Source organism: Steroidobacter sp. (genome assembly GCF_036402275.1).
Lineage (GTDB): Bacteria > Pseudomonadota > Gammaproteobacteria > Steroidobacterales > Steroidobacteraceae > Steroidobacter.
Map to the genome: position 1 here is coordinate 196967 of NZ_DASWTF010000052.1, position 14936 is coordinate 211902.

A 14936-nucleotide genomic window follows, 5' to 3' on the forward strand; every position below is an offset into this window, starting at 1 on the left:
ATGTCCGCGTTCGACCTGTTCAAACGAGTCTCCAAGGCGCCCACCAATCCTCACGTCACCCCCGCGCGGCGAGCGTTCGACATCGCCGATTTATATCGCGGGCCGGTCGCCGTCAGCGAGCGCAGCGGCGAGGGCCAGGAACTGGCGCTGGATGAAAAACTGCGTCAGGCCTATTTCTGGATCGTCAACACGGCCATCATCAGCCCGCATTACGACGTCGAATACAACGACGAGCCGCCGCAGGAATTCGCCATCGGCGATCACAAGAGCCGGCTGACGCTGCCGACCGGGCAGAGTTATTCCAGTTTCGTGCTATTGCCGTTGCTTACATTCGCGTTACGCCGCAAGTGTCTGCTCATCGGCGGACCGGGCCGGGGCAAGACCGCGAGCGCGATTCTGATGGGCGTGTTGGGTGGCTACTCGTTGAAAGACGTACGCCGCGCGATGCTTCATGGTCATCCGCAGATGACGACCGCGGACTTGCTCGGAAATCCCTTGCCCGCGGATCTCATCAACGCCCAGAAGGTGGAAGACATCCGTATTGCCTGGCGCAAATGGTTGTCGATGCGCGTGAAGATCGTCGATGAGTACAACCGCATCCCGACACGTACTCAGAGCGCGCTGCTCACGGTCATGGGCGACAACTATGCGGAGCTGCTGGATCAGATCCACGAATGTCCTGACTCGGCGTGGTTTCTGACGGCGAACGACGAACAGGGCGGCGGCACCTATCAAGTCATCGAAGCGCTGCGTGATCGTATCGACGTGATCGTGCAGGCGCTGTCGTTCAATCCGCGCTTTCTAGGGCAGCTGCTGACTCGCATCGAGGAAGGCATTCGCCCCGAGGAAGCCATGCCCAAGGAGATCGTGTTCACTGAAGCGCAGATCGATCGCATGGGCGCGATGATCCGTCGCGTGCAGTTGAGCGAGGAAGTGCGTCGGCGCATCGAGTTCTTCACCAGTCAGTTCGAGTTCTGCGATGTCGCCGCCGAGCAGTTCGAATACAAGACCAAGGACACGGCGCGGCTCGCAGGCGTCGAATGGCACATGCTGACTTCCCTGGAGACCGGCAAAGATCGGCTGAAAGATCTGGGCGCGCAGTCCAAGAACGGCATTTCTGTGCGCGCGCTGATGACGCTGCTGCTCTATGCGAAGGCAATGGCTTTCTTCCGTGGCAATCCTGCGGTGGAGCTGAGCGATGTCCGGCAGATCCTGCCGTTCGTGCTGCACGACAAGTTGATTCCAGATATCGACGCGCCCTTCTTCGAAAGCGCAGGGAACGCCATGTTCCGCAGCGATCGGGTCGGTTGGTTGCGCCGCTTGTTCGATCTTTCCTGCGCCGAATACGAACGGCTCAACCTGGATCAGGACGATGCCGTGCACGCGCTGACTCAGCACTTCGAGCGCGGCCTCGATGGTTTGAGCGAGAGCGATACGCGGCAGCAGCTGGTTCGCATCGAGCGCGCCGTGAACGAGCTCATCAAAGGTCAGAAGCTCTACGGGCATCTCTACGACGACCTGCTCAAGCTGAAATACCTGCACCAGCGCTACACCAATTATTTGCGCTGGCTGCGTGCGGGTTAGCAAATGATCAGCGCGATTCTCGCCGAGGCGCTACAGGCCCGACGCTCGGACTTCAACGCGCGCTTCAGGCTCGCCGCGCAACGCTATCCACATCTCGATGGTGAGGAGGTGCTGCGATTCATTGCTGGCGCGGTAGATCCGCTGGTGCGCGCGGTTCATGCGTGCAGTCCCGAGGCTGTTGTCGATGTGGTGAATGTTGCTTACGACTGCTCGTTGCAATTGGTGGGTCAGCGCCTTTCGGTAGACTCGGGGCGGTTTGCGGCGGTTCCCGCAACCTGGCGTGAGGTGTTGCCGCGTGCGGCTGCGCATGTTGCTGAACAGCCCGCGCGTGTGATCCCTGCGCTGACCAACGCCGCACATCAATTGATCAGCAGCGATTCCGCCGATACGACTCGATGGATCAGCGCACTGGCGGATGTGGCGCCCCAATGCGCTTCGCCGGACGAGTTGCTCATCGCCGGACAGGTGCTCGCCTGGCAGTGTGGCCTGGCGCACTATCGAGAAGGCGTGCTCAAGGCGCTGCAATCGTTGTCGGTGGCGCTCGCCTGCGCAGTACTGAAGATCACACCCGACCAATATGAAACAACCTTGCAGCGATTGCAGGAAGATCGTTGGTTCGATCCTGCGCATCATCGCCGTGAGCCGCTACGAATCGTGCGCAGAACGGGCGCCTTTCGCGGCTTCGGTGGCTCATTCCTGCGGCCGCCCTTATTGAAGAGCTCGGATAACGGCTGGCTGGTGCAGAGCGCCGACGATTACTGGTATCTCGTGGCCGACGCGTTCGGCGCCACTCTGCATCGTAGTAGCGCTGAGGAATGGCGCGCGCAGCCTGCGAACGAAGTCGGGCACGTCGGAACTCGGCTGGCTCACGACGGCAAGATGCTGGATCTTCCCGGCGCTGGGCCCATCACCAGCAGCGCCGCGAGCGTCGGCGCGATCGCGTGCACTTTCGCTCACTCTCATGAAATCGTGCTGGTCGCGCTGAAGTGAGCTCGTGAGCGCCAGGTCACTTACACAGCTGCGCGACCGTTGGGCGGAAGCCTGGCCGGAAGCGCTCGCCGCATGGAGTCGGCACGTCGTGTTGCGTGCGCCGCGGTTGTGTCTCGACGATCGTGAGGCGAAGCAGGAAGGTTTGACAGACAGTTTCGCGATGATCCGGCTCGCCGATCAGTCGGTGGTGATCAATCTCGCTGACATTCAACGGCGCGGTCTGGATGGATATGCCACGGAGATTCTGGCGCACGAGATCGGACATCACGTGCTCGCGCCTTCCAACCTGACGGATCACGCTCGGTCGCTGTCGCGCATTCGACTGGCGTTGCCGACGCTCGAAGCGCACGCGCCGATGATCGCCAATCTGTTTACCGACCTGGTCATCAACGATCGATTGCAACGAAGCGCCGGCCTGCGCCTGGCCGAAGTCTTTAAAAAGGTGAACCAGGGCGAGAAAGAAACCGGCGCGCTATGGAATCTGTATCTGCGAACTTACGAGTTGCTGTGGTCCTTGGAGCGGGGCACGCTGGTCGAGAGTGCGCTGAGCGAGCAAGCCGAGGGCGATGCCTGGCTCGCGATGCGTATCGTTCGTCACTATGCCCGCAACTGGCTCGAGGGCGCGGCAAAGTTCGCGATGCTCATGCTGCCGTATCTTGCCAAGGATGCGCTGGGTCCAAGCCTGGCGCGGGCGTGGCATGACACTCGAGCGGCAGGCGCGGGAGGTCAGCCCGCCGGGCTTGCAGAAGCGGACAGCGGCGATTCGCAACCGCTCGTCCATCCATCGCGCGATCCTGAGATTACTGGTGACAGCAGTGGCTCGGTCACGCCGGCTGAATCAAAGGCAGCTCCAGCGCTTGCGCCTCGTAATATGCCTGGTGGTCAAACTCGGCAGCCCTTCGAATATGGGGAGATCCTGCGTGCCGCGGGTGTGACGTTGAGCGATCACGACATCGCAGTGGCGTACTACCGTGAGAGAGCGGCTCCTCATCTCATTCGCTTTCCGGCCCGTAAGCGCCCGGCCGCTCTCGATCCGTTGCCTGAAGGTATCGAGCCGTGGCAGATGGGCGAGTCGTTCGACACCATCGACTGGCTGCAAACGATTTTGCAAAGCCCGCGCATCGTGCCGGGCATGACGACGGTCCAGCGCGTCTGGGGGTTGTCACAAGGCGCCGAGCCGGCCAGCGTGCCGCTGAATCTCGACGTGTTCATCGACAGTTCGGGCAGCATGCCGAACCCGCAGCAGTTCATGTCCTTTCCGACGCTGGCCGGCGCGATCCTTTGTTTGTCGGCGTTGCGGGCTGGGGCGAGCGTGAAAGTCACCGTTTGGAGCGGTAAACACGAGGCCACGTCGACGCCCGGCTTCGTACGCGATACCGACCTGGTGATGCGTACGCTGATCAGCTACTACGGCGGCGCGACGCAGTTTCCTCTGCCGGTGTTGCGTGAGACCTATCTCGAAAGTCAGCGGCCGATCCCTCCGACGCACTTGCTGTTCATCTCCGACGACGGTGTCACCACATTGTTCGATCGCGATGAGCGCGGCAATTCCGGTTGGGACTTGTTCCGTGCCGCGCTGGCGAAGGCCACCGGTGGAGCGACGTTCGTGCTCAACCTGATGAAGGAATGGGACACTGGTAACTTTCCGTTCGCGAATCGCGAGACCCTGATCCGGGCGCGCGACGAGCTGGATGTAAGCATCTATCGCATCGACGATTGGGAGGAGCTGGTGAAGTTCGCGCGCGAGTTTGCCAAGCGCGTCTATGAGCCGGCTCGGTCGAGCGCGGGAGCGCCAGCATGATTGTCGTGTGGCGCGTCACGACTCGGTGCAACCTCGGCTGTGGCTACTGCGCGTACGATCGCGAGCTGCCATTGAGTCGCACCGAGATCGATGCAGCCACGGTGCTGCGATTCGCAGGGGTACTTTCTAAGTATCGGACGCTGACTGGCAACGCCGTGATGATCAGCTGGCTGGGCGGCGAGCCGCTGCTTTGGAAGCCGCTCGCGTCGTTGTCGAAGGTACTGACGGAGGAGCTGCGTCTGCAGCTCAGTGCGACAACCAACGGCACCGCGCTGAAGTCAGCGCCGATGCGCGCTTTGATAGCCGGCCATTTCACCGAGCTGACCGTGAGTGTCGATGGACCCTCGTCCTTCCACGACCAGATTCGGAAATGGCCCGGCGGTTTCGAACAGCTTCGGGCCGGCGTGGCGCAACTTCGGGCCGACGCGCAACATCGCGAGCAACGACTACGATTGCGCATCAATACTGTGTTGATGGAGCAGAACATTCATCTGTTCTCCGAGTTGTGCGAGCAGTTGCTGTCGTGGGACATCGACGAGATCACGTTCAATCAGTTGGGCGGCAACGATCGCCCGGACTTTCATCGCGAGCATCGGCTGCAACCAGCGCACGTCGAGGCGCTCGCGATCATGCTTCCAGTGTTACGTGAGCGACTTCGGGTGCGCGGCATCCGACTCAATGGCGGCGTTCAATACCTGCAGCGCTTTCGCGCAAGCGCATCCGGCGAGCAGTTGCGCATTGCCAGCTGCAGCCCGGGCAAGAACTTTCTATTCATAGATGAGCACGGTCGCGCCGCGCCGTGCAGTTTCACAACGCCGGACTACGCTGTGCGACTGGATGAGCTGCGTTCCGTCGACGATCTGCTGGCGTTGAACCAACGCTACGAGCAGGCGGTGGCGCAGCGCCGGTCGCGCTGGTGCGACGATTGTCCCAGTACCCAGGTGTTCGAGAAGTTCGTGGATTGAGCATGAAAAACGAAGGCCCGCCGCTACAGCAGCTGCTACATCGAATTACGGCCACGCCGCCGGATTTCATGGCTGAACCGCGCATCGGAAACAAAGGCGATGTGCATACGGTCGCGGTGGTGCGCGACCTGCTCGCTGCCAAAGGGCATATCGTCGACATCGCGCAGCTGAGCGTGTTGGCAGGGCGCGATGTGAAGACGGATCGCAATCGCTTGTCGATCGCTTTGCTGATGAGTTGGTTGCTCGCCGATGCCGCGTTGATCGTCGAACGCCAGCATCTCACTGACGTACTGACGTTACTCAACGAGGACGCCGCGCGTCTGGCTGCATACACGAACTCGCGGCAGCTGTTCGAAGACCCCGAGCGACGTGAAGAACTCGCTCGCCTGACATTGTCCAAGCTGGATCTGCGTCCCGCCGGTGAAACGGTCGCTCAGGCGCAGGACCGATTCACCAGCATCAGCTCGCTGGAGCGCGCGAGGCTGCTGGCGGCGTCGCAGAAGGCGGAGGAGCGGGCGCGAGCCATTCGCGAGCAGCTAGCCAAGCAGGCGGCGGAAGAGTCGGCGAACAAATGGACGCGCGAGTGATGGCGGAGGATAGCCGCCATCCTCATCTTTCGGAGCATGGCCAGCGTATGCTGGCCTTGCTCAGAGAACATCCGAACGCGCCGATCTATCGTAATCACAGCGGTCATCGCCTGGCGCCGGAAGAAGTCGAGCGCGCTCGGCAATTGGAAGACGAAGCGGTCCGGGCAGAGATCGATTGGCATCCCAACCAGCCGCCGCAATGGGTCAAGCCCTTTGTCGAACGGTGTCTGGCCACCTCACCCTTCTATCGTCGCTACGGCGCCATGCCGCGCGCCTTCACTCAGCTACCGACGTTGACCCGCGAGGATCTGGCGCGTGACATGCCGTACTTCGTGCCCGACGAAGTGGATGTGGAGCGTCTCATCAACTTCAGAACCAGCGGCACCAGCGGGCATCCGCTGTTGTTAGCGTCTCATCCGCTGGTGGCTGCGCAGTATCTTGGTTATCACAAACGTGCGTTACGTCGCTTCGGCGTGCGGCTCCGGCACGGCCGCGATCAAGTGGGAGTCATCCTGCTCGGCGTGCAATCGATCTGTTTCACGTACGTCTCGATCACGCCGACCATGGACGATTCGGGACTGGCGAAAATCAACTTGCATCCGAACGATTGGCGCTCGCCCGACGATCGCGCCAAGTATCTGGAGGCGATGCAGCCCGAGGTGATCGCGGGCGATCCAATTTCATTCGCGGCGCTGCTGGACATCGATCCGCGGATTCAACCGGCGGCGTTGCTGTCCACTTCCATGACGCTCATGCCAGCACTGTGCGATCGCTTACGGGCTCGTTATGGTTGTCCTGTGCTCGATCTCTACTCGATGAACGAGGCCGGGCCCATCGCGGTGTTCGATTCAGCAGCAGGCGGGCACGTGCTGCTCCAGCAGCGCATGTATATCGAGATTCTCGACGACGACGATCAACCTGTCGCGACAGGCCAGCGCGGTGAGGTGACCCTCACCGGAGGATTCAACTTCTGCTTGCCTCTAGTGCGCTATCGCACCGGGGATCACGCAGCGCTGGAGCGACGCGGCGGCGATCTTGTGCTGATCGGTCTCGAGGGTCGGCCGCCAGTGAAGTATCGACGTCACGATGGCCGCTGGCTGAACAACATCGAGATCACGCATGCGCTGCGTCCCCTGCCGTTGGTGCAGTTCAGCGTGCATCAGGATGCGTCGGGACACATCGCTGTCGACTTCGTGGGCGCATCCGTGGCCGAGTCGGAAGTGGAGCACGCCTTGCAGATGCTATTGGGAACGGAAACGTCGTTGCGCGTGCGGCGAGTCGCAGGATTCGATCGTAAGATCATCCAATACACCTCGGCGCTGCCGGGAGCTCAAGCGTGAATTTGAACTTGATCTGGGAATGGTTGGCGCGCGTGAATTGGGAAGTGGCGGCCAATTCGATGTATCTGATTTCCGTCCTGCTGGCCACCCGAAACAGCTGGCACACGTGGTGGACGGGCATCGTCGGCTGCCTGATCTTTGGCGGACTGTTCTTTCATTTCAATCTGTATGCGGATGTGACCCTGCAAGGCTTTTTCATCCTGACCAGCCTGCACGGATGGTGGCATTGGCAGCGGGGTCATCAGGGGGCGCCTGCTCCGATCAGTCGCAGCACCGGTGTCGAGCTCATTTATTGGGGCATGGCAGCTCTCGCCGCCGCGATCGCCTATGGGGCATTGCTGCGGAAATTCACAAACGCGTACGCACCGTTCCTGGACTCGCTGGTGCTGACGTTCAGCATCCTTGCGCAGTTCCTGCTGGTGCGCAGGCGCGTGGAGACGTGGTGGTGCTGGCTGATCGTCAACACGATCGCCGTGCCGCTCTATTACAGTCGCGGCTTGCAGCTGACCGCACTGTTCTATGCCGCCTATTGGATCAATGCATGGGTGGCGGTCCGACGTTGGCACAGCCTCCTTGGTAAGCAGCAGGGACTTCAGGCGCCACAGGCTGCCGGTGCAGTGTGAGTTATCCATTCGAACGTGGTTTGGTGGTCGGCAAGTTTGCGCCTCTGCATCGAGGCCACCAGTACCTGATCGACACGGCATTGAGCCAATGCGAGCACATCGTGCTCCTGTCGTACTCGAATCCGGAATTTCCTGGATGCGAGCCCGACCGCCGTGAGGAGTGGCTACGAACGCTGTATCCGCAAGCGACTAGCATCGTGATCACCAATGAGCGGCTCGTGCACTGGTTCCAGGGCGAGAAAAGAACGATTCCTCCGAATCACGACGCGGACGACGTGCATCGCGCCTTCACCGCGGACGTGCTTCGACGCGTGACGGGCAGGCAAGTCGACGCAGTGTTCACCAGCGAAAACTACGGTGAAGGATTCGCGGCTTATCTCGACAAATATTTCCAAGGTCACGACCCATTGGCTAGGCCAGTGCGGCATGTGCTCGTGGATCCGGCGAGGACCGCCGTGCCTACGTCAGGTCGTTCCATTCGCGCGAACGTGCATGCGGCCCGCGAGTGGCTGCATCCATCCGTGTATGCATCCTTCGTCGAGCGCGTCGTGTGCCTGGGCGGCGAATCGAGCGGCAAGAGCACGCTGACGGAAGCCCTGGCTCGTGAACATGGCTCGGTGCACGCGCCGGAGTTTGGGCGCGAATGGTGGGTGGAGCGGGGCGGTAACCTGGACTTCGATGACCTGCTGTTCATCGCTCGAACGCAAGTCGAGCGCGAGCAATCGCTGGCGGAACGGGCTCGTAGGTATTTGTTTTGCGATACCTCGCCTTTGACCACCTTGTTCTATTGTCTCGACCAGTTCGGGAAGGCGGCCGTCGAGCTGATGTCCCTGGCCGAGCGTCCCTATGCGCTTACCGTGTTATGCGCGCCGGATTTCGATTTCGTCCAGGACGGCACGCGACGCGAGCCAGAATTTCGTCTGAAACAACACGAATGGTATGTCCGCCAATTAAGCGAGCGCCGTATTCCCTACATCGAGGTGCGCGGCAGTGTCGAGGCGCGGGTCGCGCAAGTAGCGGCGGAGTTGCGCCGCCGTGCTACTCCAAGCGCCGCTTGATCAGTTCTTCGCCCGACTGCTGCAGCTTGGCCGCGGTCCGGGTCTTGTGTTTCAGCGCGAGGAAAACAAATAACGCATCGATCAGCGCGAGCTGGGTCACGCGCGACGCCAGCGGCGCCTGGAAGTACTTGATCTCGCTCGGCGTCGCATACAGAGAGTAGTCGGCATGCGCAGTGATCGGCGACTTCACGGCGTTGGTCAAACAAATGGTGGTCGCGCCCTTGGCCTTGGCAACCTCCAGGCACTCCACGGTTTCGCGAGTCGTGCCCGACAGCGAAATGCCGATGGCGACATCGCCTTTCTCCAGCTGAGTCGCGGCGATCAGCTGGATGTGCGAATCGAAGTGGGCCGAGGCCTGCAGCCCCAACAATAGAAACTTGCAATAGGCGGTGTGGGCCACCGGATACGAGAGCCCGATGGAAAACAGCTCGACGCGGCGGCTCTTGTCGATCACCTGCGCGATCCGTTCGAACTGCGAGGTGGGATTGATCTGCAGCGTCTCCGTCAGACTCTGCGAGTGAACCTGGAAGACCTTCTCGAGCAGCGAGCCGTTCTCCTGAACTTGTCCCGCCGGCAGACCGGTCTGCGCCAGGTCGCGCGCCAGCGCGATCTTGAATTCGGCGAAACCCTTCAGCCCCATGCGCCGACAGAACGCGACGATCGCCCCGACGCTGGCTCCGCAGTCGTCCTTGAGCTGCGCGATGGAGGAGCTGATCACTTTCTCCGGATCGGCCAGCACACAGTCCGCGATCAACCGGTCTGTCGGATTGAGAGAGGCGAGGATGCCTTTGATATAGGTGAGCAAGGCCCTACGGCCGTCCGTCTCGGACACCTCGCCGGCTCGCCTCGTTATTAAATTCTTGCGTCGCACATGCACATTCTATGGGCAGCCTTGACATCGCACCAGTGTCCGCGTACCGTGAACAACGTTCACAAAGAGTATTAATATAGTGAACGACGTTCAATACACGATCTTGTTCAGCCCGGCTCCGTAATCACGAGTTTTTTTCCATGTCACTTGAATCGATCGGTCGACTGATGCAACACGCCCGCCACCACGACTACGCGGTGGGGTATTTCGAGAGCTGGAGCTTCGAGTCCGTGCAGGGCGTGATCGACGCGGCCGAGGCCACGCGCTCGCCCGTCATCATCGGTTTCAACGGCGAGTGGCTGGCCGGGCGTCCGGGCGCCTCGATCCAGGAATTGCGCCTGTACGCGGCCCTCGGCCGGGCGGCGGCCATGGAAGCCGATGTGCCGGTGGGCTTCATATTCAACGAATGTCCGAACGACGAGTGGGTGGAGCACGCCATCGACGCCGGCTTCAACCTGGTCATGCCCGCCGATCCCGATGCACCGTTGGAAGATTACACACGCCGGGTCAAGCGGCTCGCGACCCTGGCCCACAACCGGCAGGTGGCGGTGGAAGCCGACTTCGAGGCCGACGAGCTCGACGCCGCCGCTTATGCCGAAGGCGCGGCGAAATTCGTCACCGAGACCGGCGTCGATCTGCTCGCCGTGAGCGTGGGCAACGAAGAGATCAAGCTGGAAGGTCGCGCGCCGCTCGATTTGACTCGGCTCGAGGCCATCGGCCGTCGCATCGACGTGCCGCTAGTGCTCCATGGCGGCACGGGCATCGCGGACGATTCGATCCGGGCGGCCATCCACCTGGGTGTCAGGAAGATCAACTATGGCACCTATATGAAGCAGAAGTATCTTGGAGTCATTCGCGACGTGCTGGCCACGGACGAGCCCAATCCGCATGCGCTGCTCGGCGATGGCAGCCATACCGATCTGATGGTCGTGGGCCGGCGGGTCGTGAAGGACGCGGTTCTCGAACGCATCGAGCTGCTTGGCTGCTGCGGCAAGGTGTGACCTATGCCAGATGTGGGTTGTGCGGGGCTGTTGGTCGAGGACACATTCTGCGGACCGCTCGCGGGCTTGCCGCCGGAGGGCGCATTACTGGCGCTGGACGATATGCCGGTGCGCGCCGGCGGATGTGCGGCGAATGTCGCCATCGATCTTGCCCGGCAGGGTATAGGCGTCGATCTCGCCGGCTGTGTCGGGCGCGATGGCGCCGCCGATGCCTTGGTCAAGAGCTTCGCCCGATATGACATCGGCACTTCGGGGATCGTGCGTGTCGAGCAGTACCCGACCAGCCGGACCATTGTTTTATTGATCGAAGGGCAGGACCGTCGTTACCTGCACGTTTTCGGTGCGAACCGCGCCTTCGCCATCGAGCAGATCTCGAGGCAATGGCTGGCGTCCCTCAAGGTGTTTTATCTGGGCGGATTGTTTGCTCTGCCCGGCATCGACTTCTCGAAACTAAAGGAGCTGCTCAGCTTCTGTCGTGAAGCCAAGGTCAAGACCGTGCTCGACGTGGTCGTCCCCGAAGGCCAGTTCGGCATGTCGCAGCTCAAGCCGCTGCTGCCGCTGATCGACGTATTCCTGCCCAACGACGATGAAGCGCGCCACTTCACGGGGCTGGTCGATCCATTCGCTCAGCTGCGCGCATTTACCAAGGCCGGCGCGAACACCGTGATTGTCACGCTCGGCCGAGTCGGATCCGTGGCGGCTCACGAGGGAAAGATGTGGACCTGCGGCGCTTACAAAATGGACGTGGTCGATCCCTCCGGTTCAGGCGATGCATTCACCGCCGGCGTCATCCGCAGCCTGCTGCAGGGTTGGGATATGCCTCAAACCCTTCGTTACGCAAGCGCCGTGGGCGCCTCGGTCACGAGAGCCGCAGGCACCACCGACTCCGTGTTCACCGCGGACGAGGCGGAAGCGTATCTCGCCCAACATCCACTGACTGTCACCGAGGGGCCCTGACGATGGATTTGAATATGAAGATGCCCGATCTCGCCACCAACGAAGGCGTGGAGCTGGGCATCGCCCGCTGGCTGGTCACCGAGGGCGAGTCGGTCAAGCGCGGTCAGGCGCTGCTGGAAGTGGAGACCGACAAGGCCGTGCAGGAAGTGGAATGCATCGCCAACGGCACGCTCAAGACCATTCATGTGCAGTCCGGGCAAAAGGTTCCTGTCGGCACGATCATCGCGACGATCAAGGTGAGCTGATGGCGACCCCGGTAACAAATTTCCAACGCACGTTCCTGCTGGATCTGTACGAGCGCATGGTGCTGATCCGTGAGTTCGAGGACACGGTCAAGTTTCTGTTCCTCGAAGGCACCATGCCCGGCACGATCCATCAGTGCCAGGGCCAGGAAGCCACCGCCGTCGGCGTGTGCACGGCGCTCGCTCCGGACGATTGGATCACGTCGACGTTTCGTGGCCACGGTCATGCGCTGGCCAAAGGGCTCGCGCCTCAAGAACTGATGGATGAATTGTTCGGCGCCGAGACCGGCTGCTGCAAAGGCCGCGGCGGCTCGATGCACGTCGGCAACATGAGCAAGGGGATGGTGCCAGGGATCGCCATCGTGGCCGGGGGCATTCCGCTCGCGGCCGGGATGGCGTTGGCTTTCAAAATGGAAAACAAGCCACACGTAGTGGCGGCGTTCTTCGGCGACGGCGCGGTCGCCGAAGGCGCATTCCATGAAGGCGTGAACATGGCCGCCATCTGGAATCTGCCAGTGATCCTGGTGTGCGAGAACAATCTGTACGGCGCTTCCACGCACGTCGATCTGGTGATGAAAAACTCGCGCATCTCAGATCGTGCGGCGTCGTACGGATTCCGCGGCGAAACGGTCGACGGCAACGACGTCCTCGCGGTGTATGAAGCCACGCAGAAAGCGGTCGCCGACTGTCGCGACGGCAAAGGGCCGGTGCTTCTCGAACTGCTCACCTATCGTCGCACTGGACACTCCCGTCGCGATCCATGTCACTACCAACCGAAAGATGAGCGCGAGGCCTGGGCCCAGCGTGATCCGATCGAGCGATTCGCTACGCAGATCGGTCTCAGCGCCGAGGAGCACGAGATCGTCAACACGCGCGTGCAGAAGCAGTTGGCCGAGGCTGTCGAGCGCGCCAAGGCCGCGCCACATCCGAGTGTCAGCGGCCTGACCGAATACGTTTTTGCCGAGGCGCCGCCGAGTCCATCCGCTCTTAAAGAACAATCGAACCCCGTCTCGAGTCCGGGTGGACAAACGCGGCGACTCGGCATCGCCGAAGCGTTGCGCGAAGGCATTGCCGAAGAGATGGCCGCCGACCCGCGCGTGTTCTGCATCGGCGAGGACATCGGAGTACCGGGAGGATGGGGCGGTGCGTTCACGGTGACGCTGGGACTGGAAAAGAAATTTCCAGACCGTCTCATCAACACGCCGATTGCGGAGCTGGGATTTTTCGGGCTTGCCACCGGCGCGGCCATGATGGGCCTGCGCCCGATCGCCGACGTGCAGTATGGCGATTTCCTGTTTCTGGCCAGCGATCAAATCATCAACAACGCGGCCAAGCTTCGGTACATGTCAGGCGGCACCGCCAGTGTGCCCTTGGTCATGCGTGCGCCTGTAGGCGCCACCGGCCGCGGATCGCAACATGCACAGAACATGGAACGCTACTTCACCGGCGTGCCGGGCCTCAAAGTGGTCGCGCCGTCGAATGCTTACGACGCCAAAGGGCTGCTCAAAGCGGCCCTGCGCGATGGCAATCCGGTGCTGATGTTCGAGCACAAACTCTTGTATGGCTCGAAAGGCGCGCGCGCCGAGGGCGGGGCCATCGATGCGTCGAGCGATATTCCCAATGAAGATTACGTCGTGCCACTGGGCAAAGCCGCCGTGCGGCGAGAAGGCCGGAATGTGACGGTGCTCGCCTGGCTGCTGATGGTTCATTACGCGATGCAGGCCGCCGCAGATCTCGATGCCGAAGTCATCGACGTGCGCAGTCTTTCGCCCATCGATTGGGAGACCATCGGCACGTCGGTTCGCAAGACGGGCCGTGCCGTGATCGTGGAAGAAGGTCCGATCACCGGCGGCGTCGGTGCAGAGATCGCAGCCGGCATCGCCGAGCGTTGGCCTTCGGTGCGCGTGTCCCGCGTGGCATCGCCAGACGTGCCCGTGCCATTCACACCCGTGCTCGAGAACGCATACCGCCCCGATGTTCGTCGCATCTCGACGGGCGTGCGACAGATTCTGGAGGAAACCCATGGCTGATACAGACGCACTCAAAGAGGCGAAGAACTTTCACGAGAACGTGCCGGTGCGCACGCCGGGGTTCTTTTTGCGAGGCGCGGGCTCGCTCGATTGGGGCATGAAGAATCGTCTGGCGCGCATCTTCAATCCCGAAACGGCCCGCACCGTGATGCTGGCCATCGACCATGGCTATTTCCAAGGACCGACCACGGGCCTCGAGCGAGTGGATCTGAACATCGTGCCGCTCATGCCGATGGCGGACGCGCTGATGCTGACGCGCGGGATTCTGCGAACCACCGTGCCGCCGGCGATCAACAAGCCCATCGTCATGAGATGCAGCGGCGGCCCGAGCATTCTCAAAGAGCTTTCGAACGAGGAGCTCGCGGTCGACATCGAAGACGCAATTCGGATGAACGTGTCGGCGCTGACGCTGCAGGTGTTCATCGGCGGCCAGTTCGAGACGCGCTCGGTTCACAACATGACTCGACTCGTCGATATGGGCATGCGCTATAGCATCCCGACGATGGCGGTCACGGCCGTGGGCAAAGAGTTGACGCGCGACGCGCAGTACCTGCGCCTGGCCTGTCGCATCTGTGCCGAGTTGGGCGCGCAGATCGTCAAGACTTATTACTGCGCCGAAGGTTTCGAAACGGTGACGGCTTCGTGTCCCGTGCCCATCGTCATGGCGGGCGGCAAGAAACTGCCGGAGCTCGAAGCGTTGACCATGGCCTATAACGCCATTCAACGAGGCGCGGCTGGCGTGGACATGGGGCGCAATATTTTTCAGAGCGATGCGCCGCGCGCCATGATGCAGGCCATTCACAAGGTCGTGCACAACGGCTTCAAGCCCAAGGAAGCTCACGAGCTGTTCCTGTCGCTCAAGAGCGAAGAGTCGAAGGTGCATTGAG

14 protein-coding genes are annotated in these 14936 nt (G+C 61.6%); 13 read left to right on the top strand and 1 reads right to left on the bottom strand.

The features are described 5' to 3' along the window. From VGD45_RS31335 to VGD45_RS31370, 8 genes are read left to right on the top strand one after another with little or no spacing between them, the layout of a single operon-like run. Positions 1-1584 (top strand): AAA family ATPase, encoded by a 1584-nt coding sequence (locus tag VGD45_RS31335; protein WP_331159351.1) that lies wholly within the window; start codon positions 1-3, stop codon positions 1582-1584. 3 nt (positions 1585-1587) lie between these two features. After that, positions 1588-2574 (top strand): hypothetical protein, encoded by a 987-nt coding sequence (locus VGD45_RS31340; protein ID WP_331159352.1) that lies wholly within the window; start codon positions 1588-1590, stop codon positions 2572-2574. Positions 2575-2578: 4 nt separating this feature from the next. Further along, the gene (locus VGD45_RS31345; RefSeq protein ID WP_331159353.1) at positions 2579-4375 is read left to right on the top strand and encodes a hypothetical protein; all 1797 of its coding nucleotides are present in this window, start codon (positions 2579-2581) and stop codon (positions 4373-4375) included. Continuing rightward, entirely contained in the window at positions 4372-5340 is a 969-nt protein-coding gene (locus VGD45_RS31350) for a radical SAM protein (protein WP_331159354.1), read from the top strand. Before VGD45_RS31345 ends, VGD45_RS31350 begins: the two co-directional genes overlap by 4 nt. A gap of 2 nt (positions 5341-5342) precedes the next feature. Then, positions 5343-5927 (top strand): hypothetical protein, encoded by a 585-nt coding sequence (locus VGD45_RS31355; protein WP_331159355.1) that lies wholly within the window; start codon positions 5343-5345, stop codon positions 5925-5927. Positions 5928-5974: 47 nt separating this feature from the next. Then, complete coding sequence (locus VGD45_RS31360; RefSeq protein ID WP_331159356.1) at positions 5975-7267, top strand: AMP-binding protein; 1293 nt, start codon at positions 5975-5977, stop codon at positions 7265-7267. Next, entirely contained in the window at positions 7264-7890 is a 627-nt protein-coding gene (gene pnuC / locus VGD45_RS31365) for a nicotinamide riboside transporter PnuC (protein ID WP_331159357.1), read from the top strand. The genes VGD45_RS31360 and pnuC overlap by 4 nt, the downstream gene beginning before the upstream one ends. Then, a complete protein-coding gene (locus VGD45_RS31370) occupies positions 7887-8948 on the top strand; it encodes an AAA family ATPase (RefSeq protein ID WP_331159358.1) in 1062 nt (353 codons plus the stop codon). The genes pnuC and VGD45_RS31370 overlap by 4 nt, the downstream gene beginning before the upstream one ends. Here VGD45_RS31370 and VGD45_RS31375 read toward each other — a convergent pair. Next, positions 8929-9780: a MurR/RpiR family transcriptional regulator gene (locus tag VGD45_RS31375; protein ID WP_331159359.1), complete on the bottom strand. Its 852-nt coding sequence runs from the start codon at positions 9778-9780 to the stop codon at positions 8929-8931. The two genes, VGD45_RS31370 and VGD45_RS31375, sit on opposite strands and share 20 nt — an antisense overlap. A gap of 179 nt (positions 9781-9959) precedes the next feature. Here VGD45_RS31375 and VGD45_RS31380 point away from each other — a divergent pair, with 179 nt between their 5' ends. Genes VGD45_RS31380 through lsrF form a run of 5 tightly spaced genes read left to right on the top strand, consistent with a single transcriptional unit; the run spans position 9960 to position 14935 of the window. Then, entirely contained in the window at positions 9960-10820 is an 861-nt protein-coding gene (locus VGD45_RS31380) for a class II fructose-bisphosphate aldolase (protein WP_331159360.1), read from the top strand. 3 nt (positions 10821-10823) lie between these two features. Beyond that, positions 10824-11777 carry a carbohydrate kinase family protein gene (locus VGD45_RS31385; protein ID WP_331159361.1) on the top strand — a complete coding sequence of 318 codons (954 nt, stop codon included), beginning with the start codon at positions 10824-10826 and terminating at the stop codon, positions 11775-11777. A gap of 14 nt (positions 11778-11791) precedes the next feature. Further along, positions 11792-12022 (top strand): biotin/lipoyl-containing protein, encoded by a 231-nt coding sequence (locus VGD45_RS31390; RefSeq protein ID WP_331159362.1) that lies wholly within the window; start codon positions 11792-11794, stop codon positions 12020-12022. Next, positions 12022-14049, top strand: a complete 2028-nt coding sequence (locus tag VGD45_RS31395; RefSeq protein WP_331159363.1) for a dehydrogenase E1 component subunit alpha/beta — start codon at positions 12022-12024, stop codon at positions 14047-14049. The genes VGD45_RS31390 and VGD45_RS31395 overlap by 1 nt, the downstream gene beginning before the upstream one ends. Further along, entirely contained in the window at positions 14042-14935 is an 894-nt protein-coding gene (lsrF, locus tag VGD45_RS31400; protein ID WP_331159364.1) for a 3-hydroxy-5-phosphonooxypentane-2,4-dione thiolase, read from the top strand. The genes VGD45_RS31395 and lsrF overlap by 8 nt, the downstream gene beginning before the upstream one ends. The last annotated feature ends 1 nt before the right edge of the window (position 14936 follow it).